Origin of the sequence: Azospirillum sp. HJ39 (assembly GCF_041507355.1) — a bacterium.
Taxonomy (GTDB): domain Bacteria; phylum Pseudomonadota; class Alphaproteobacteria; order Azospirillales; family Azospirillaceae; genus Azospirillum; species Azospirillum thiophilum.
This window is the reverse complement of sequence record NZ_CP167911.1, coordinates 1,109,921-1,128,933: the sequence shown is the minus strand read 5'-3', so window position 1 is coordinate 1,128,933 and position 19,013 is coordinate 1,109,921. Positions and strand designations below refer to the sequence as shown.

At 71.3% G+C, this 19,013-nt stretch carries 15 protein-coding genes; 9 read left to right on the top strand and 6 right to left on the bottom strand.

Annotated features, from left to right (window positions below; genetic code table 11):
- Positions 1 to 37: 37 nt before the first annotated feature.
- Positions 38 to 1,054, bottom strand: coding sequence for an NADP-dependent oxidoreductase (locus tag ABMY26_RS18655; RefSeq protein ID WP_372398672.1), 1,017 nt, complete (start codon positions 1,052 to 1,054; stop codon positions 38 to 40).
- A gap of 112 nt (positions 1,055 to 1,166) precedes the next feature.
- Here ABMY26_RS18655 and ABMY26_RS18650 point away from each other — a divergent pair, with 112 nt between their 5' ends.
- Positions 1,167 to 2,087 carry a LysR substrate-binding domain-containing protein gene (locus ABMY26_RS18650; protein ID WP_372398671.1) on the top strand — a complete coding sequence of 307 codons (921 nt, stop codon included), beginning with the start codon at positions 1,167 to 1,169 and terminating at the stop codon, positions 2,085 to 2,087.
- Between the two features lie 45 nt (positions 2,088 to 2,132).
- Here the strand turns inward: ABMY26_RS18650 and ppk2 are convergent, their stop codons facing one another.
- Entirely contained in the window at positions 2,133 to 3,095 is a 963-nt protein-coding gene (gene ppk2 / locus ABMY26_RS18645) for a polyphosphate kinase 2 (protein WP_372398670.1), read from the bottom strand.
- Between the two features lie 138 nt (positions 3,096 to 3,233).
- On the opposite strand from ppk2, the gene ABMY26_RS18640 reads away from it, so the two are divergent.
- On the top strand, positions 3,234 to 3,362 hold the full coding sequence (locus tag ABMY26_RS18640; protein ID WP_372398669.1) for a hypothetical protein: 129 nt from the start codon (positions 3,234 to 3,236) through the stop codon (positions 3,360 to 3,362).
- A gap of 41 nt (positions 3,363 to 3,403) precedes the next feature.
- Positions 3,404 to 4,414: an aldo/keto reductase gene (locus tag ABMY26_RS18635; RefSeq protein ID WP_372398668.1), complete on the top strand. Its 1,011-nt coding sequence runs from the start codon at positions 3,404 to 3,406 to the stop codon at positions 4,412 to 4,414.
- A 448-nt stretch (positions 4,415 to 4,862) separates the two neighbouring features.
- Here the strand turns inward: ABMY26_RS18635 and ABMY26_RS18630 are convergent, their stop codons facing one another.
- A complete protein-coding gene (locus tag ABMY26_RS18630) occupies positions 4,863 to 5,957 on the bottom strand; it encodes a lytic transglycosylase domain-containing protein (RefSeq protein WP_372398667.1) in 1,095 nt (364 codons plus the stop codon).
- A 377-nt stretch (positions 5,958 to 6,334) separates the two neighbouring features.
- Between ABMY26_RS18630 and ABMY26_RS18625 the strand changes: the two genes are divergently transcribed.
- Both ABMY26_RS18625 and ABMY26_RS18620 read left to right on the top strand, forming a co-directional pair.
- Positions 6,335 to 7,579, top strand: a complete 1,245-nt coding sequence (locus tag ABMY26_RS18625; protein WP_372398666.1) for an efflux RND transporter periplasmic adaptor subunit — start codon at positions 6,335 to 6,337, stop codon at positions 7,577 to 7,579.
- Positions 7,580 to 7,613: 34 nt separating this feature from the next.
- On the top strand, positions 7,614 to 10,742 hold the full coding sequence (locus tag ABMY26_RS18620; RefSeq protein WP_372398665.1) for an efflux RND transporter permease subunit: 3,129 nt from the start codon (positions 7,614 to 7,616) through the stop codon (positions 10,740 to 10,742).
- 7 nt (positions 10,743 to 10,749) lie between these two features.
- Here ABMY26_RS18620 and ABMY26_RS18615 read toward each other — a convergent pair whose 3' ends face one another.
- Entirely contained in the window at positions 10,750 to 11,880 is a 1,131-nt protein-coding gene (locus ABMY26_RS18615) for a patatin-like phospholipase family protein (protein ID WP_372398664.1), read from the bottom strand.
- A gap of 201 nt (positions 11,881 to 12,081) precedes the next feature.
- On the opposite strand from ABMY26_RS18615, the gene ABMY26_RS18610 reads away from it, so the two are divergent.
- From ABMY26_RS18610 to ABMY26_RS18595, 4 genes are all read left to right on the top strand, one after another.
- Positions 12,082 to 12,903: a TrmH family RNA methyltransferase gene (locus tag ABMY26_RS18610; RefSeq protein ID WP_372398663.1), complete on the top strand. Its 822-nt coding sequence runs from the start codon at positions 12,082 to 12,084 to the stop codon at positions 12,901 to 12,903.
- Positions 12,900 to 15,125: a helicase-related protein gene (locus ABMY26_RS18605; RefSeq protein ID WP_372398662.1), complete on the top strand. Its 2,226-nt coding sequence runs from the start codon at positions 12,900 to 12,902 to the stop codon at positions 15,123 to 15,125. Before ABMY26_RS18610 ends, ABMY26_RS18605 begins: the two co-directional genes overlap by 4 nt.
- Positions 15,126 to 15,329: 204 nt before the next feature.
- A complete protein-coding gene (locus tag ABMY26_RS18600; RefSeq protein WP_372398661.1) occupies positions 15,330 to 16,646 on the top strand; it encodes an Nramp family divalent metal transporter in 1,317 nt (438 codons plus the stop codon).
- A 117-nt stretch (positions 16,647 to 16,763) separates the two neighbouring features.
- Positions 16,764 to 16,976 (top strand): SlyX family protein, encoded by a 213-nt coding sequence (locus ABMY26_RS18595; protein ID WP_372398660.1) that lies wholly within the window; start codon positions 16,764 to 16,766, stop codon positions 16,974 to 16,976.
- An 18-nt stretch (positions 16,977 to 16,994) separates the two neighbouring features.
- On the opposite strand, the gene ABMY26_RS18590 is transcribed toward ABMY26_RS18595, so the two are convergent.
- A complete protein-coding gene (locus ABMY26_RS18590) occupies positions 16,995 to 18,488 on the bottom strand; it encodes a multicopper oxidase family protein (RefSeq protein ID WP_372398659.1) in 1,494 nt (497 codons plus the stop codon).
- Positions 18,489 to 18,566: 78 nt separating this feature from the next.
- Positions 18,567 to 19,004, bottom strand: coding sequence for a hypothetical protein (locus ABMY26_RS18585; RefSeq protein WP_372398658.1), 438 nt, complete (start codon positions 19,002 to 19,004; stop codon positions 18,567 to 18,569).
- Between the last annotated feature and the right edge of the window lie 9 nt (positions 19,005 to 19,013).

The window sequence follows — 19,013 nt, the reverse complement described above, 5'->3', positions numbered from 1 at the left end:
GGCGCAACCGGTGGTCAAGCCGGCTTCGCCTGCCGGCTCACCCGGCGGTCAGCACGATCTTTCCCTGGATATGCCCCCGGGCCGCGCGCTCATGCGCCTTGGCGGCATCGGCCAGTGGGAATGTGCTGTCGATGACCACCCGGATCGTCCCGTCGCTCAGCAGCGGGGCGATCTCCCGAAGCTGCGCCCCGCTGGAACGCACCTGCGCCGTCGACACGGTGACGCCCAGCGCCGCAGCCTCCCCGGCACCGGCGAAGCCCAGCGGATAGACCGGGAACAGCGCGCCGCCACGCTTCAGGGTGCGCAGGAAGCGCGCCGCCGGAGCGCCGCCGACGGCATCGACGACCAGATCGAGGTCGCGCGCAATCTCCTCGGGGGCGGAGCTGGTATAGTCGATGACCTCGTCGGCGCCGAGATCGCGCAGCAGCGCCCCATGCCGTCCCGAGGCGACCGCGATCACCCGCGCGCCCTTCCACTTCGCCAGTTGGACCGCCAGATGGCCGACGCCGCCCGCGGCGCCGTTGACGAGGACCGTCCTGCCGTCGAGCGGCACCGGCCGGTGCGGGTCCGGCTGGAACGGGTTCGGCTCGCCGTGGCCCAGCTCGACCAGGAATTGCCAGGCAGTCAGCACCGACATCGGCGCCCCCGCCGCCTGCACATGGTCGATGCCGGCCGGCTTCGGCGCGAGGTCGGACGCCGGGACGCTGACATACTCCGCATAGGCCTTGCTTCCGCCTGCGAGATCGCCGGGAAAGCGGACCGTCGCATAGACCTCGTCACCGACCGCGAAGCCCTCGACGTTGCCGCCGACCGCCTCGACCACGCCCGAAATGTCGGTGCCGAGGATCAGCGGGAACGAGACCTGCGGCCGCCAGTCGGGCGGCAGCGCCCTGTAGCCGTCGCGCAGGTACCAGTCGGGGGGATTGATGCCGACCGCGTGGACGCGGACCAGCACCTCGCCCGCCTTCGCTTCCGGCTTGGGGACATCCTCCCAGACCAGCATCTCGGGGCCGCCGAATGCGTGCTGGCGGATCGCCTTCATGGTGTCGCTCACTCTGACCTCGCAGGGCTGTTGTTGGAACCGTCGTTCGCACAGCCATGTAATCCGCTGCCGCAGGGTTGATAATGGGCGCCGATGTTGCTTCACTGATGCCATGAAGGAACAGATGGCATTCGAACGGCTGACCGGCCTGATCGCCTTCGCCCGTGCCGGTTCGCTGGGAAGCTATACCGCCGCCGCGCGGTCGCTTGCGATCTCGCCCTCGGCGGTGAGCCGGAGCGTGCAGCGGCTGGAGCGGCATCTCGGCGTCTCGCTGTTCACGCGGACGACACGCGCGCTGACGCTGACGGCGGAGGGGCGCGACCTGCACGAACGTGCGCTCAGGCTGCTGCGCGACGCCGAGGATATCGAGCAGGCGGCGAGGACGGCGCGGTCCGAGCCGTCGGGCACCCTGCGGATCGCGGCGTCGCTGCCCATCGGCGTTCATGTGATCGCACCGGCGCTGCCGGCCTTCCGCAAGCTCCATCCCGCGGTGACCGTCGATCTGCGGCTGAACGACCGGATGACCGACATCGTCGAAGAGGGCATCGACGTCGCCGTCCGCATCGGCGACCTGCCGGACTCAGGGTTGCTGTCGCGCCGGCTGGCCCCCCACCGGCTGTGCGCCTATGCGTCGCCGGCCTACCTCGCCGCGCGGGGCACGCCGGGGCACCCGGACGAGCTGGAGGGGCACGACACGGTCAGCCTGCGCTACCAGAGCACGGGCCAGCCGTTCCGCTGGCCGTTCCGGATCGGCGGCCGCGAGGTCGAAATCGTGCCGCCGTCCGGAATCGTCGCCGATGTGAGCGACGCGGTCGTCGCCATGCTCGTGGCCGGCGGCGGCATCGGCATCGCCGCGAACTTCGTCGTGGCGGCCCATGTCGCGCGGGGCGAGCTGGTGCCGATCCTGATGGAGTTCGCCGTCGAACGGCACACCGTCACCGCGCTGTGGCCCGAAAGCCGCCGCGCCAATCCTGCCGTCCGCGCCTTCCTCACGCAGTTGCAGGAGGTCTTCCAGGAGCGGATGACGGCGGCGGGTGGCGTGTGAGCCACCCGCCGGACCGGCGGGCGGCCCAGGCCCTGAGCCGGCCCCTCAATACACCTGTTCGACCCAGTTCTGCTTCGACTTCTTCGGCCGGACATAGCCGTCGTCGCCCTGCCGCGGCGGCAGCTCCAGCTCCACCGGCGCGATGTCCTGGTAGGGGATCCGCTGAAGCAGGTGATGGATGCAGTTCAGCCGCGCCTTCTTCTTGTTGTCGGCGTCGACGATGTACCAGGGCGTCAGCTTCTTGTCGGTGTGCTCCAGCATGACGTCCTTGGCCTTGGAATACTCGACCCAGTGCTTGCGGGATTCGAGATCCATCGGGCTGAGCTTCCAGCGCTTGATCGGATTGCGCATGCGCTCGGTGAAGCGCTTCTCCTGCTCATCGTCGCTGACCGAGAACCAGTATTTGACCAGGATGATGCCGGAGCGCACCAGCATCTCCTCGAACACCGGGCAGGCGCGCAGGAACTCGTGATACTCCTCGTCGGTGCAGAAGCCCATGACCCGCTCGACGCCGGCGCGGTTGTACCAGCTGCGGTCGAACAGCACGATCTCGCCCTTGGCGGGAAGCTGCGCGACATAGCGCTGGAAATACCATTGCCCGCGCTCCTTCTCGGTCGGGGTTCCGAGCGCCACGACCCGGCAGACGCGGGGGTTGAGGCTTTCGGTGATGCGCTTGATGACACCGCCCTTGCCGGCGGCGTCGCGCCCCTCGAACAGCACGCAGACCTTCAGCCCGTTCAGCCGCACCCATTCCTGCAGCTTGATCAGCTCGAACTGCAGCCGGGCCAGCTCGTCGACATATTTGAGCTTGCCACCACCCTTCGGCGGCTTGGCGCCGGCCAGATCGCGCCAATGGGCCTCGATGGCCGCATTCTCCTTGGCGTCGCGCAACACCTCGCCGCCGGTCGCCGGCACCCCGAGGCCGAGATCCTTCAGCTTCGGCGCCTTCCGCTTCTTCCTCGGCTTGTCCTGCGCTTCGCCTCCGACGACCGTCTCGCCCTCATCCATCGCGGTGCCCCCCTTGCCTGTCGTTATGTCGTTTGCCCAAGCGACCAACGCTAGGAGAAGCGGGCACCTCAAGCAACCACCTGTGCGGGCACTGCGACGAAATACGCAGGGCATCATCGGCCGGGCCGGCGTCGTCATGTGCCCGACAAGCTCCCTGTCGATGCCGCGGCCGTTGCCGTCCACCGCGAGACGGCCCATTTCCGGGACTGCCCCGCCCGCATCGCCGAGCGGAGCGCTCCGGCGCTCGATCCGGTCCGGGTCGGCTGATCCCAGCCGGTCGCCACCCAACCCCACCAAAGGAAGAAACCATGGCAATCAAGGAAATCCTGCCCGGCAAGCTTGGCTTCGGCGCCGCGCCGCTCGGCAACATGTTCCGCGCCATCCCCGAGGACGAGGCGCTCGCGACGGTCGAGGCGGCCTGGAACGACGGCATCCGCTATTTCGACAACGCGCCCTTCTACGGCGCCGGCCTCGCCGAGCTCCGCATGGGCGAGGCACTCGCCGGCCGACCGCGCGCCGAGTATGTCATCAGCACCAAGGTCGGCCGCGTCATCCTCGACGAGGTCGAGGATGTCAGCGCCCGCGACCAGGGCGAGAAGGGCGACGTGTTCCGCCACGGCCGCCCCAACCGGATCGTCAACGATTATTCGGCGGACGCCACCCTGCGCTCGATCGAGGACAGCCTGAAGCGGTTGAAGACCGACCGCATCGACATCGCCTTCGTGCATGACGTCGCCCAGGATTTCTATGGCGACGAGTGGCTGGCGATGTTCGAAAGCGCGCGCAACGGCGCCTTCAAGGCGCTCGACCGGCTGCGCGACGAGGGCGTCATCGGGGCCTGGGGCCTGGGCGTCAACAAGGTCGAGCCGATCGAGCTGCTGCTCGAGCTGGAGGGGCCACGCCCCGACGGATTCCTGCTGGCCGGGCGCTACACCCTGCTCGACCACGGCCGGGCGTTGCAGCGCGTCATGCCGAAGGTGGTCGAACGCGGCCTCGGCATCGTCGTGGGCGGCCCCTACAGCTCGGGCGCTCTGGTCGGCGGGCCGAACTTCGAATATGCGCCCGCCAGCCCGGCGATTCTCGACAAGGTGGCCCGCATCAAGGCGATGGCCGACCGCCACGGCATCAGCATGAAGGCCGCCGGGCTCCAGTTCGCGCTTGCCAATCCTGCGGTCGCCGCCGTCATACCCGGCGCAAGCCGGCCGGACCGCATCGCCGAGGACCGCGCCGCGCTGGAGGAGACGGTGCCCGCCGCCTTCTGGCAGGATCTGCGCGCGGCCGGGCTCGTCCATCCCGAGGCGCCGCTGCCGGGGCAGTGACGGGGGGCCGGTCGGGATGGCAGACGGAATGGGGCGGGAAACCGCCCTTTTCCATCATGCGCGGTGTTTCGGAGGAGGCGCCGGAACCTTCAGAACGGCGATTCCGCTCAGAACAGCGATTCGGCGGCGGGCGACCTGGGGCTGCGCCGTTTGCCGCGCGTCGGCTTGGGCAGGGGCGGCAGCAGCCCTTCCCTCCGCGCGCACAGATCGTGCCAGACGCGCCCCGGCCTCTCCGGAGTCCAGTACATGGGCTCGCCGAGCAGAACCTCTTCGCCGCAGCACGCGCAGGGAGGGTATGGGCTGGATGTGTGTGCGGACCGGTCCATCACATCTTTATGCCAGGGCGGATGCGAGCCGTAAGTGATACGGATCAACTCCGAAGGCAAGAGCGCGAAAAATGTACGGATGGGAAAATGGCCGGCCTCCGAAGCCATCCCATGCCCGTACCCTACATCCCCGCCCCGCTCGCCAGCGTCACGCAGGCGCGGTCGCGCCCGGCGAGGCTGCCGCAGCCGTCGGCGCGCTGCGAAACGAAGCGCATCACCACGCGCTCGCCCTTGCCCACCGAGTCCGGCGGCAGCAGCGCCTCGGCCACCTGGGTGGTGAATTGCGGGTTGACGCGGTGGATGGACGGGGCCGGCGGCGGTTCGATGCTGGCGACCTGCACCGGCTTGGCGACCGGGGCCGCCGGTGCCGGCAGCGAGGCCACGGCCACCGGGGCCAGGACAGGAATCCGGGGAGGAACCGCGGCGAGGACCGGAGGCGCTTCCGCCGGGCGCGGCTCCATCCGCCGCGGCTCGACCGCGCGGGACGGCGGCGCTTCGGCGGAGGCAACGACGATGGGTGCGGGTGCGGGTGCGGGCTCGGCCCGCTGCGGTGCCGGTTGCGGCGCCTGCTGGCCGCCGCGCGGCTTGGGTGCGTCGTCCGGCACCACGGCGACCTCGATGGCGCCGAAGCCGGCCGCCTGCGACGCCTCCCGCGGCGAGGATCCGCGCAGAACCGGGGTCAGGGCCGCCAGATAGAGCTTCGTCTCGCGCGGCAGCCGCTGGCGCCCGGCCAGATGCTGGGCGTAGCAGGCCGGGCCGCAATTGTAGGCGGCCAGGAAGCCGGGCGCGCCGAACAGGTCGTACATCTCGCGCAGGTAGGCGGTGCCGGCCATGACGTTGTCGCGCGGGTCGGCCGGGTTGGGCCCGAGCCCATACTGCGTCCGCATCAGCTCGTAGGTGCCGGGCATCACCTGCATCAGGCCGATGGCCCCGGCGGAACTGGTCAGCACCTTGCCGCTGCTCGTGGTGGCGCGGCCGTTGCTCTCGCGCATCATCACCGCGCGGATCCATTTCTCCGGCATGTCGTAGCGCTGGGACGCCTCGCGGATCAGCGGCACCCAGCGCGACAGCGGATCGTTCGGGTCGGGCACATAGGCCGTTTCCGCCGAGGGCGCCGTCGTGACCTGCGGCGGTTCGGCGGTGCAGCCGGCCAGACCGAGCGCCAGACACAGCACCGTTCCGGCGACGTGGATCGTCGCGAGGCTTCGTTTGACCACGAGGGGATTTCCGTGCTGTTGGCGCAGGCGGGACAATTGATGCATCGCTTTTTCAATGTATAGGCCACGCCTGTCAAGCGACAACGCGACCGTTTCTTGATGCCTGTCCCGAAGATGACGTCCCGATGCCCGCTCGATCCCTTGTCGCGAAGTCGACAATTAGGATTTTCGGCAAATACCTCTATGCCGTTGTTCGGTGGCCGACCGGACGAAGGCATCCTGTCACAAAGCGCGACAACGGGAACCTTGACGGAACATTCACCCCACCCCTAATTGAGGGACGCGGCCACGCCCTCAACCACCCGCCCCCGACCGCCTGCCAGCAACCGAGCAGGACAGGCAGGCCGGGCGGGATCGGCCGAACTGGATCGAGAGCCATGACCGCCCCGCAACGGATCGTTCCCCCGGCGACGCAGCCGCCGCAGTCCCCCTCCCCTGCGGAGGGGATGCCGCCGGCTGCGCCGGGTGAACCGGCATCGGCCCCGCCGGCCGGCCGGCGCCGGTCGCGCTGGCCCGCCCGGCTCGGATGGCTGCTGCCGGCCCTGCTGGTCGCCGGGGGCGCCCTGCTGTGGCAGTCCGGCCGCCCGCCCGCACCGCCGGCCGCACCGCCCGTGTCCGCCGCCGACCGTCCGGTCGAGCTGGCGGCGGCGGAGGTGACGGCGGTCGTCCCGCGCACCCTGACGGAAACGGTGCGGCTCAGCGGCTCCGTCACGCCGATGGAACAGTCGGCGGTGAAGGCGGAGGTCGCGGCGCGGCTGGCCGAGGTGCCGGTGCGCGAGGGGCAGGCGGTGCGCCGCGGCGACCTGCTGGCCCGCTTCGAGACGGTGGAGCTCGCCGCCCGCCTCAATGAGAAGCAGGCCAACCTGGAAGGCGCCCGCGCCCAGCTGGTGCTGGCCGAGAAGACGCTCGCCAAGAACCGCACCCTGAACCGCAGCAACATCGTTTCCGACACCAGCCTCGATCAGGCCGAGAGCAGCTTCGGCTTCCAGCGGGCGCAGGCCGACGCGCTGGCCGCCCAGGTCGATCTGGCGCGCAAGGCGCTGCGCGACGCGGTGGTGCTCAGCCCGATCGACGGCATGGTCGCCACCCGCGCCGTCAATCCCGGCGAGACGCTGGCGGTCAACGCCGCCATGTTCACCATCGTCGACCTGTCGCAGGTCGAGGTCGAGGCGACCGTCCCGGCCGGACAGGTGGCGCGGCTCGCCGTCGGCCAGACCGCCAGCCTGCGGGTCGAGGGCTTCGGCGAGCGGGTCTTCGCCGGCCGGGTCGCCCGCATCAACCCGATGGCGCGGGCGGGATCGCGCGCCATCACAGTCTATGTGACGGTCGACAACCGCGACGGGGCGCTTCGCGGCGGCATGTTCGCCGCCGGCGAGGTGCTGGTGGCCGAAGCGAGCGACGCCGTCGCCGTGCCCCCGGCCGCCATCCGCCATGACGACCGGGGCGATTTCGTGCTGGCGGTGGCCGACGGCCGCACCCTGCGCCGCCCGGTCACCCGGCTGGAGTCCTGGGCGCGCGGCGATCTGGTGCAGGTCGACGGGCTGGCACCCGGCGAGCGCGTGGTCACCGGCAACCTGCCCGGCCTGACCGCCGGCCGCGCCGTCACCGTCAGCGGTTCCTGATCCCTCCTGCCCCCCGACCGGGACAAAAGCCCCCATGCCGATCACCCGCATCAGCGTCGACAACCCGGTCTTCGCCACCATGATGATGGTGGCGCTGATGGTGCTCGGCCTGTTCTCCTACAACCGGCTGGGCGTCGACCTGTTTCCCGACGTCGATTTCCCGGTCGTGGTGGTCAGCACCGCCTATCCCGGCGCCAGCCCGGAGACGGTGGAGACCGACATCACCCGCCCGGTCGAGGATGCGGTCAACACCATCGCCGGCATCAAGACGCTGACCTCGCGCTCCTACGAGGGGCAGTCGGTGGTGATCGCCGAGTTCGAGTTGAAGACCTCGTCCGTCCAGGCGTTGCAGGACGTGCGCGAGAAGGTGTCGGCGATCCGCGCCGCCTTCCGCGACGAGGTGAAGGATCCGCAGATCACCCGCTTCAACCCCGACGACCAGCCGATCCTGTCGATCGCGGTGACGTCGGAGCTGCGCAGCTTGCGCGATCTCACCACGCTGACCGACCAGATCGTCCTGAAGCGGCTGCAGAATGTCCGCGGCGTCGGCAAGGCCACCATCGCCGGCGGGGTGAAGCGGCAGGTGCTGGTCCGGCTGCTGCCGGAAAAGCTGGAGGCGCTGGGCGTCGGCGTCGACGAGGTCATCGCCACCATCGCCAACGAGAACCAGGACGTCCCCGCCGGCACCGTCAGCGGCCAGGGTCGCGAGCGCGTGGTGCAGGTGGAGGGGCGCGTGCGCAACCCGCGCGACCTGCTGGACCTGATCGTCGCCCGGCGCGGCGGCAGCCCGGTGCGGCTGGGACAGGTCGCCGAGGTGATCGACGGCCAGGAGGAGCAGGAGTCCGCGGCCCTGCTGAACGGCAGCCCGGCGCTGGCGGTCGACGTGGTCAAGGTCCAGGGCGCCAACACGGTGGAGGTCGCGCGCGGTCTGCACGGCGCCATCCAGGATTTGCGGACCAACGGCTCGCTGCCGCCCGACGTGACGCTGGCGGTGGTGCGCGACAGCTCGCGCGGCATCACCAACTCGCTGAACAACGTGCAGGAGACGCTGGTCGAGGGCGGCATCCTGACCATCCTGATCGTCATGCTGTTCCTGGGATCCTGGCGCAGCACGGTCATCACCGCGCTGACCCTGCCGGTCGCCGTGCTCGGCACCTTCGGCATGCTGGCGGTGATGGGCTTCACCTTGAACATGATGACGCTGATGGCGCTGTCGCTCGCCATCGGCATCCTGATCGACGACGCCATCGTCGTCCGCGAGAACATCATGCGCCATCTCGCCCGCGGCCGGGGCCACCGGCAGGCGGCGCTCGACGGCACGGCGGAGATCGGGCTGGCGGTGCTGGCGACCACCCTGACCATCGTCGCGGTGTTCCTGCCGGTCGCCTTCATGGGCGGCATCATCGGCCGCTTCTTCCTGCAATTCGGCATCACCGTCTCGGCCGCGGTGCTGATCTCGCTGTTCGTGTCCTTCACCCTCGACCCGATGCTGTCCAGCATCTGGTACGACCCGGCGGCGCATGGCAGGCACGGCCGCTCGGTGTTCGGCCGCTTCGCCGCCGCTTTCGGGCGCGGCTTCGACGCCCTGTCGCACGGCTATGGCCGGCTGCTGCGCTGGGGCCTGCGGCGGCGCTGGCTGGTGATGCTGGCGGCGCTGGCGATCTTCCTCGGCAGCTTCCTGCTGGTGCCGCGCATCGGCGTGGAGTTCGTGCCCGCCGCCGACCTCGGCGAACAGATCGTCGAGGTGGAGACGCCGGTCGGCTCCTCGCTCGCCGCCACCGCGGCCAAGGTCCGGCAGGTGGAGGTCGCGATCCGCGAATTCCCTGAGATCGCCTACACCTACGCCACCGTCAACACCGGCGTCTCGGTCGGCCACAACCGTGGCAGCGTCTATCTGCGCTACACCCCGATCGACCGGCGCAAACGCTCGCCCAACGACCTCGCGCCGCTGCTGCGCCAGCGCCTCGCCGCCATCCCCGGCGTCACCGTCGGCATCGCGATTCCCGGTGTCGGCGGGGTGCAGAAGCAGATCCAGGTGTCGGTCCAGGGCCGCGACATCGCCGAGCTGGACCGGCTGTCGCAGAAGGTCACCGGCGCGATGCGCGCCATCCCCGGCTTCGTCGACATCGACAGCTCGCTGAAGGCGGCCAAGCCGACCTTGGCGGTGCGGCTGGAACGCGACCTCGCCAGCGATCTCGGCATCGGCACCGCCAAGGTGGCGGACACGCTGCGCCCCCTGTTCGCCGGCGACACGGTGTCGAGCTGGAAGGCGCCGGACGGCGAGAGCTACGACGTGCTGGTCCGCCTGCCGGAAGGCGACCGGGCCGGCCGCGCCGACCTCGACCGCATCCACTTCTCGGGCGGGGTCGACGCCAACGGCACGCCGCGGATGATCCCGCTGTCCCAGGTGGCGGAGGTGACGACGACGCTCGGCGCCTCGCAGATCAACCGCCGCGACCTGCAGCGCGAGGTCAATGTCCAGGCCAACGTCCAGGGCCGCGCCGCCGGCGACGGCGGCCGCGACCTCCAGGCGGCATTGGCGAAGATCGAGCTGCCGCCCGGCTACCGCATCGTCTTCGGCGGCTCGACCAAGGACATCGCCGAGACCAGCGGCTACGCCATGCAGGCGTTGGCACTGGCGGTGATCCTGATCTACCTGATCCTCGCCTCCCAGTTCGGCAGCTTCCTGCAGCCGCTCGCCATCATGGCCTCGCTGCCGCTGTCGCTGGTCGGCGTCTTCCTCGGGCTGCTGGTGGCGGGATCGACGCTGAACATCTTCAGCGCCATTGGCTTCATCATGCTGATGGGGCTGGTGACCAAGAACGCCATCCTGCTGGTCGATTTCGCCAACCAGGCGCAGCGCCGCGGCGCCGGCCTGAACGAGGCGCTGGTCGAGGCCGGCATCATCCGCCTGCGCCCCATCGTGATGACCACCGCGGCGATGATCTGCGGCATGGTGCCGCTGGCGCTCGGCATCGGCGAGGGCGCGCAGCAGCGCGCGCCCATGGCGCATGCGGTGATCGGCGGGCTGCTGTCCTCCACCATCCTGACCTTGCTGGTGGTGCCGGTGGCGCTGACCTATCTCGACGGCCTGTCGCGGTGGCTGAAGCGACGGTTCGCCCACGGCGATCCCGACGCGGCGCACCGCCACCCGGCGGAGTGAGCGGGCATCAGGCCAGCGCGGGCGACCGGGCGGAGCTTTCCCTCCCCACCGCCTGCAGGTTGTCGGCCACCCAGCGCCCCGCCGCCTCGCGGCCGGCGTCGCGCAGCCAGTTCAGGAAGGACCAGTCGGTCATCAGCTTGGAATAGAGGCCCAGATCCTGCAGATGCTCATCCGCATCGATCAGGTGCAGGCGCGGGCCGCCGCCGTTGCCGCCACCGTTGCCGCCACCGCGGGCCGACAGGCTGCGCATCTCCTGCAGCAGGGCGGCGTTGAAGGTGATCTGGTTCAGCCGGGCGGCGATGCCGGCCGGATCCTCCGGGGTGACGGCGCAGGTCAGCGGGTTGATCGCCACCACCAGCAGGTCGGCGCCGGGACAGGCTTCCACCAGCGGCGACAGCGGCGGGTTGGCGAGATAGCCGCCGTCCCAATAGTCCTGCCCGTCGATCCGCACCGCGCGGAACAGGTGCGGCAGGCAGGCGGAGGCCAGCAGATGGTCGACCCCGACCTCCTCCTCGTCGAACAGCCGCAGCGCCCCGGTCCGCACATTGGTGGCACTGACGAACAGCCGCAGGCCGGCCTGCCGGATCAGCTCCGGCTCGACCAGTTCGGCCAGCAGGCCGCGCAGCGGATGGAAGCCGGCGGATTGCGTCTGATAGGGGGTGATCCAGCGCCGCGCCCAGTCCACCAGATGCGATCCCGGCGCATGGTCGACGTTCCAGCGCCCGAGCAGCCGGTCGGCCAGGCTCGGCCGGATCGGCCCGAGCCGCCCGGCGGCGCTCACCCGCTCCCAGAAATTCGCCAGCTCGGCCCGCGCGCCCTCCCGCGCTCCCAGCGGGCCGCCCCCTATCCGGCCCCTTGCCCAACCCTGCGCCAGCATCGCCGCGTTCATTGCCCCAGCGCTGGCGCCGCTGACCCCGACCAGCCGGATATCCTCCTCCAGCAGCCGGTCGAGCACGCCCCAGGTGAAGGCGCCATGCGCCCCGCCGCCCTGCAACGCCAGCGCCAGCGTCGGGCGCGGCGGCGGCAGTGCCAGGAGCGGCTCGGGCGCCGGCAACTCCAGCGCCTCCAGCGCCTCCTCGCGCCGGATGGGCTCGCGCCTGCGGCACACCCGGTTCCATAGCCTGCGGATCATGGTCATGGTCGGCACGTCCCTGAACATGTTTGCTGCAACGCAACATGAGCGGAGCCTAAGACTCCCGCAAGGGGGCTATGCCCATCGGCCGGCCCCGCGAGCCCTCCGTCCCGCCCCACCCGCCGGGCAGGAAAAGGCTCGTGCCGTTGGAAAGCCGCGCCCATATGCACTACACAGGCGCAGATCCAAAATGCCGAGCCGCCCGCCTTGCCCCAGATCATCCCCATCGACGACCCCGACGACCCGCGAATCGAGCCGTACCGCGACGTGCGCGAACGCGATCTCGTCGGCCGCGACGGGCTGTTCATCGCCGAAGGGGCGGTGGTGGTGCGCAGCCTCGTCGCCTCCACCCGCTACCGCGCCCGCTCGCTGCTGCTGGCCGGCAAGCGCGTCGAGGCGCTGGAGCCGATGCTGGCTCAGTTGCCGCCAGGCACCCCGGTCTATACCGCCTCGCAGCCGGTGCTCGACCGCATCGCCGGCTTCCCGCTGCACCGTGGCATCCTGGCGCTGGGCGAGAAGACCGCCATCCCGACCGCCGCGGATCTGCTCGAGTCCTGCGGCCCCGTCGCCCGCGTGGCGATGCTGTTCGGCATCGGCAATCACGACAACATGGGTGGCATCTTCCGCAACGCCGCCGCCTTCGGCGCCGATGCGGTGATCCTCGATGCCGGCTGCTGCGACCCGCTCTACCGCAAGGCGATCCGGGTGTCGGTCGGGGCGACGCTGCTGGTGCCGACCGCCCGGCTGGCGGCGGGCGAGGATCCGCTCGTCCTGCTCGACCGCTTCGGGTTCGAGGCGGTGGCGCTCAGCCCGGCCGGCACCGAGACGCTGGCCGCCTTGACCCCGCCGCGCCGCGCCGCCCTGCTGTTCGGGTCGGAGGGGCCGGGCCTGCCGCCGGCCTTGCTGGCCCGCGCCCGCAGCGTGCGCATCCCGATGGCCGGCGGCTTCGATTCCCTCAACGTGGCGACGACCAGCGGCATCGTGCTGCACCACATCGCCTCCGGCCAAGCCGCACTGGACCCCGCATGACCGACGAGACGTCCTCCCTGCCCCCCGACCTCGAGCCGGGCGTGCCGATGGACCCGCATCTGGTCCACGACCTCGCCGTTTCCCATCCAGAGGTGACGACGCTGGGGGCCGCCGGCATCCTGCGGATGACCGACGCCGAGGCGCGCGGGCTGGTGCCGCTCGGCCTGCCGCTGCCCAAGGGCAAGCGCGACCTGCTGGTCCCGGCGGAGCGGCGGCAGGCCATCCTGCTGGAACTCTCCGGCCGCGTCGACCGGGCGCAGCGCCGCGACGCCCTGCTGGCCCAGGGGCGCCGCGCGCTGGCCGGCGGCCACACCGCGCTCCTGTCCTGCGAGGACCGGACCCGCGTGCGCGCCGTGCGCGGCGACGACCTGCCCTGGCCCGGCCTGTCGCCTGCGGTCCGGCTCCAGGTTTCGCGGACCTTCGACGCGCTGGAGCTGTCGGACCTGTCCGATGCCGAGCTTGCCGCCCGGCTCGACCACGACCCGGCATTGCGCACGGCGCTCGACGATGCGCTGTCCCGCGTCGCCGCCCGCCTGCGCGATCTGGCCGGGCGGGCGGGCGACGGTCCGGACTGGGGCTTCGCCAGCCTCGCCGAGCGGCTGGGCAAGGCCGCCCGCAACCGCGGCGACGCCGACGAGCTGCTGGAGCGCTGGGGCCGCGAGTACGACCAGTGGCGGCGCGAGCGGGCGGAGGCGCGCGGCCGCGCCTATGTCGACCGCCATTTCGACTTCTCGCGCTTCGAGCGGCTGTTCCCGGTGGCGCGCGGCATGAACCGCCGGCTGGTGCTGGTGATCGGCCCGACCAATTCCGGCAAGACCCACCGCGCCATCACCGCGCTGCGCGAGGCGCGCGACGGCGTCTATCTGGCGCCGCTGCGCCTGCTGGCGCTGGAGGTGATGGAGCGGTTGAACGCCGAGGGCACCCCCGCCACCCTCGTCACCGGCGAGGAGGAGATCCGCACCCCCGGCGCCCGCCACACCGCCTCCACCATCGAGATCATGGATCCCGACCGGCCGGTCGAGGTGGCGGTGATCGACGAGATCCAGATGCTGGCCGACCCGGCGCGCGGCTGGGCCTGGACCGCCGCCCTGATGGGCGTCCCGGCCGAGACCGTCTATATCCTCGGCGCGCCCGAGGTCCGCCCGCTGGTCGAGCGTGCCGCGGCCCATCTCGGCGAGCCGCTGGAGGTGGTGGAGCTGGAGCGCAAGACCCCGCTGTCGATGCTCGACCGCCGGCTCGATTGGCCGGAGGTGGAGCGTGGCGATGCGCTGATCGCCTTTTCCCGCCGCGAGGTCCACAGCGTCCGCGACACGCTGCTGGCCCAGGGGCTGTCGGTCGCCGCCATCTACGGCGCGCTGGCCCCGGCGGTGCGGCGGCGCGAGGCGGCGCGCTTCCTGGCCGGCGAGGCCGATGTGGTGGTGGCGACCGACGCCATCGGCATGGGGCTGAACCTGCCCTGCCGCCGCGTCCTGTTCACCGCGCTGGAGAAGTTCGACGGCAGCGCCGTCCGCCCGCTGACCGCGACCGAGGTCAAGCAGATCGCCGGCCGCGCCGGCCGCTTCGGCCAGTTCGAGGAGGGGCATTTCGGCGTCATCGCCCGCGGCACCCCCGCCGCGTTGAAGCGCCTGCTGGAAGCGCCCGACCGCCGCCTGCACGCCGACGCCCCCCTGCCCGTCCGCCCGACCCGCGCCATGCTGGCCCGCCTCGCCAGCCACATCGACAGCGCCGAGGCCCGGCTGCTGGTGGAATGCTTCGCCAGCGCTGCGACCGCCGGCTCCCCCTTCCGGCTGGCCGACCTGTCGGCGCTGCGCCGCGCCGCGCCGATGCTGGACGCCCGCCGGCTCGATCTCGCCGCCAAGCTGGAGCTGCTGCTCGCCCCCGCCGACCTGGAGGAGCCGGAGGACACGAAGATCTTCGCCGCCATCCTCGACGCGGTGGAGACGGGGGAGGCGCTGCCGCTCGGCCGGCTGGTCCCGGCGCGGCTCGACGGGCTGGCCGCCGAGGTGCTGGAAGCGGCATCGCGCGCCTGCGACCTCTATTTCTGGGCATCGCGCAAGTTCCCCGACGCCCTGCCCGACCGCGACCGGGTGCGCGCGGTGCGCGACGGCATCGGCCAACGCCTGTCCGAAGCCCTCGCCTCCCGCGCCCGCCGCCGCGAACCGCCGCCCGCCGCCGGCTTCCGCGGTGCGCCGCGCAAACGCTTCGGCCCGCGCCGGCGCTGATCCACCAATCGTTTGCTGCACTGCGAACGAACCGTCTCCTCCACTGTTCTGAACGGACCCTCTTCCGGCAAGCCCGCCTCATCGATAGCCCAGCCCTATCGCAATCTTTGAATCTGCCGATTGGACGCTATCGAAAGGGCCTGCCATTCTCGTATCACCGGCCAAGCCCATGGCCGGGATCGGGACCGTTCAGGAGCAACCGGCGTGAAGACCGCATTCCCCACCATCGCCGCCGCCTCCATCCCCGACAGCGTCCGCCCGGCCGCTCCGCTGCGGGGGCGGCGCTTCTGGACCATGCTCGGCCCCGGCTTCGTCGTCGCGGTCGGCTACATGGACCCCGGCAACTGGGCGACCGACATCGCGGCGGGCTCCAGCTTCGGTTTCGCGCTGCTGTCGGCGGTGCTGATCGCCAGCCTCGCCGGCATCTTCCTGCAAGGGCTGATCGTCCGGCTGACGCTGGCGACCGGCACCGACTTGGCCCGGCTGATCCGCAACCGCTTCCCCCGCCCGGTGGCGATGACGGTGTGGGCGGTGTCGGAATTGGCGATGGTCGCCACCGATCTGGCCGAGCTGCTGGGCAGCGCCATCGCGCTGAAGCTGCTGTTCGGCATCCCGATCATGGCGGGCGTGGTGATCTCCGCCGTGCTGACCTTCGGCATCCTGGCCCTGCCGGGCGCCCGCGGCCGTGCCCCGGAGCTGGTGGTCGGCGCGCTGATGAGCGTGGTCGTGGTCTGCTTCGCCTGGGAGCTGGCGGTCGCCCGGCCCGACCCGGCCGCCCTGCTGGCCGGTCTGGTGCCCGGCATCGAGATGGCCCGCAATCCGGAGATGCTGTATCTGTCGCTGGGCATCATCGGCGCCACCGTCATGCCGCACAACCTGTTCCTGCATTCCGGTCTGGTGCGGGAGCGGCTGGCCGGGATCGGGACGGAGGCGGAGCGCCGGCAGGCCGCCCGCTGGCTGACCATCGATCTGTCGAGCGCGCTGGCGCTGGCCGGTCTGGTCAACGGCGCGATCCTGGCGGTCGCCGCGGTCGCCTTCCAGGGGGCCGTCCAGGGTGTGGCGGCCGACGCCGCCCCCGGCATCGAGGATGCCCATGCCCTGCTGGCGGGCAGCATCGGCGGGGTCGCCGCCCTGCTCTTCGCCATCGCCCTGCTGGCCGCCGGCCAGAGCTCCACCACCACCGGCACCATGGCCGGCCAGATGGTGACGGAGGGCTTCCTGAACCTGCGGCTGCGCCCGATCACCCGCGCGCTGATCACCCGCAGCGCCTCGCTGGTTCCGGCGCTGGTTGTGCTGGGCGCCTCCGGTGACGGTGCGGTGGACGGGCTGCTGGTGCTGAGCCAGGTGGTGCTGGCGCTGACCCTGCCCTTCATCCTGATCCCGATGCTGCTGTTGCTGCGCAATCCCAAGATTATGGGCGGGCTGGCGATGGCGCCGCTGACCCTGCGGCTGGCCGGCCTGACCGTCCTGGCGCTGACCTGCCTGTCGGGCTGGCTGGCCGGGGCCAGCGCGATGGCCTGACCCGCAAAGGGCGGATGGGTGGAAGGGTGGACGGGAAAGGCCGCTCGACCCGGACCGGTTAATGGTCCATCTTGCCGCCCTTTCCCGCCCCCCTGCCCCCTTATTGCCGGTGCCCCAATGGATCCCGCCCTCGAACAGCGTCTGACCGACCTCGAAAGCCGCCTCGCCCACCATGAGCGCATGGCGGAGGAGATGTCGGAGGTTCTCTTCGCCCAGGGCCGGTTGATCGACCGGCTGACCGCCCAGATCCGCCGGATGGGCGACCGGCTGGAGGCGACGGAATACGCCATCGCCTCCCCCCAGGATGACCGCCCGCCGCCGCATTACTGACGGGGACGGCCCGCCGCCTCAGGCGAACCCGTCATAGACCAGCTCGGTCATCATCCCCGTCGCCATGTGCAGCAGGTTGTGGCAGTGCAGAGGCCAGCGGCCGGGGTTGTCGGCATCGAAGGCGACGGTCACGCTCGCCATCGTCGGCACCAGCACGGTGTCGCGCACGGCGCCCGCCACCGGCCGGCCGTCGATCGCCACCACCTGGAAATGATGGCCGTGCAAGTGCATCGGGTGCGCCATCATCGAGGCGTTCTCGAAGGTCAGTTCCACCCGCTGGCCGGACCTCACCTGCACCGGCCGGTGCATGCCGAAGGTCCGGTCGTCCAGGCTCCAGACATAGGGCGCCATTCCTCCGGTCAACCTGACCCGCTGGACCAGATCGGCCTTGCGGGTTGACGGCGGCGCGACGGCGGCCAGCCGCCCTTCCAGCGACAGGTCGAGCGCATCGGTCGCCACCTCCCCCCGCTCCGCCACCCGCTCCACCGCGGCGCCGGGGGTGGCGAGGATAAGGCCGGTGCGCTCCACCGCCCCCTCGCGCAATGCCAGGATGGGAAAGGCGCCGCCGCCGGCCGGCAGGGTCAGGCGGATGTCGAGCCGCTGCCCCATGCTGATGCCGAAGCGGCTGCCCGCCACCGGCTGCACCGGGTTGCCGTCGGCCGCCACCACCTGCCCCTCCAGCCGCCCGAGGTCTAGGTGGAAGGCGGTGGAGGTGGCGCCGTTGATCACCCGCAGCCGCACCCGCCCGCCGCGTTCGACCCGCACCACCTCCGGATCGCCGAGGGTGCGGTCGTTGGCGAGATAGGCGTCGTACTCGACGTCGTTCAGGTCCATCGCCATGCCGCCCGCCATGCCCGGCGAGCCGTGGTTCATCTGGCCGTGGTCCATCTTGCCGTGGTCCATCTGTCCATGATCCATGCCGCCATGGCCGCCATGCGCCATGCCGCCGGCCGATCCGGTCAGCGATGCCAGCAGGTCGGCCGGGTCGCGGAAGCTGAAGTCATGCAGCAGGATCGTCACCTCCTGCTCGTCGGCGCGGCGGTCCTCCTCCGTCCGCACCACCAGCGGGGCGGCCATCAGCAGCTGTTCCTGCAAGCCGTGGTGCGAGTGCATCCAGTGGGTGCCGGGGCGCGGCGCGAAGTCGTAGCCGGCCGACGCGCCGTCGCGGATCGCCGGCCGGTTCATGTCGGCGACGCCGTCCTGGGCATAGGGCGGGGTCTGGCCGTGCCAGTGGATGACGGTGTCCTCCCCGGCCCGGTTGGCGAGATCGACCAGGAAGCGCTCCCCCGGGTCGAGGAACAGGCCCGGTGCACCGTCGGGCCGGCGGATGCCGAACACGCTCGCCGGCTTGCCGTTCACCTCCAGCGTGCGGCGGTCGACGGTCAGCCGGACCGGCGCTCCCGCAGGTGGAGCGGCGGCCAGGACGGATCGGGGAAGGGCGGGAAGCAGGGCGGCACAGCCGCCGGCAACCGCCGTCGACAGCAGACGGCGGCGCGAAAGCGAGAGAGTCATGATGGACCCCGGAAAATCGACTGGTTTGGACGGGTTCGGACGCCGCCCGGCACCGTCACGAGGCCGGCGGCTGATGCCTCACCCCAGTCGCGGCGGCGGCAGGTCCGGGCGCAGGCCCAGCCCCTCGCGCAGCAGCACCGCCGCCCAGGGCAGCGACGCCCGCGCCGGCCGCACCGGCACCGCCGCACCGCCTGCCGGCAACCCGGCATGCATAGAGGCGCAGGCCATCCCGGTGCAGCAGGACGGCACCGCCTTGTGATGCTTGTCCTGAGCATGCCGGCCATGCGACGGCGCGGAGAGGCTGTGCCCCGCATCGGAGGGCGCCATGTCGGTCGACAGCGCATCGGCCGGCACCGAAACCGCGGCGCCCGGCTCCCCATGCGGACAGGCGGCGGACGCGGTGCCGGACCACAGCGCAAAGCCAGGAATGAGGCACAGAATCAGGCCCAGCAACAGGACCGGGGCCCCGATGCCGATCCTCAGTCCCCGCATCCGCTCGGCAAAGCGCAACGGCACCTGCAAGGC

Excerpts from the sequence above, each read along its gene's own strand:
- ppk2 (WP_372398670.1), bottom strand. The coding sequence starts at position 3,095 with ATGGATGAGGGCGAGACGGTCGTCGGAGGCGAAGCGCAGGACAAGCCG.
- ABMY26_RS18625 (WP_372398666.1), top strand. The coding sequence starts at position 6,335 with ATGACCGCCCCGCAACGGATCGTTCCCCCGGCGACGCAGCCGCCGCAG.
- ABMY26_RS18615 (WP_372398664.1), bottom strand. The coding sequence starts at position 11,880 with ATGACCATGATCCGCAGGCTATGGAACCGGGTGTGCCGCAGGCGCGAG.
- ABMY26_RS18650 (WP_372398671.1), top strand. The coding sequence starts at position 1,167 with ATGGCATTCGAACGGCTGACCGGCCTGATCGCCTTCGCCCGTGCCGGT.
- ABMY26_RS18595 (WP_372398660.1), top strand. The coding sequence starts at position 16,764 with ATGGATCCCGCCCTCGAACAGCGTCTGACCGACCTCGAAAGCCGCCTC.
- ABMY26_RS18620 (WP_372398665.1), top strand. The coding sequence starts at position 7,614 with ATGCCGATCACCCGCATCAGCGTCGACAACCCGGTCTTCGCCACCATG.
- ABMY26_RS18590 (WP_372398659.1), bottom strand. The coding sequence starts at position 18,488 with ATGACTCTCTCGCTTTCGCGCCGCCGTCTGCTGTCGACGGCGGTTGCC.
- ABMY26_RS18605 (WP_372398662.1), top strand. The coding sequence starts at position 12,900 with ATGACCGACGAGACGTCCTCCCTGCCCCCCGACCTCGAGCCGGGCGTG.
- ABMY26_RS18635 (WP_372398668.1), top strand. The coding sequence starts at position 3,404 with ATGGCAATCAAGGAAATCCTGCCCGGCAAGCTTGGCTTCGGCGCCGCG.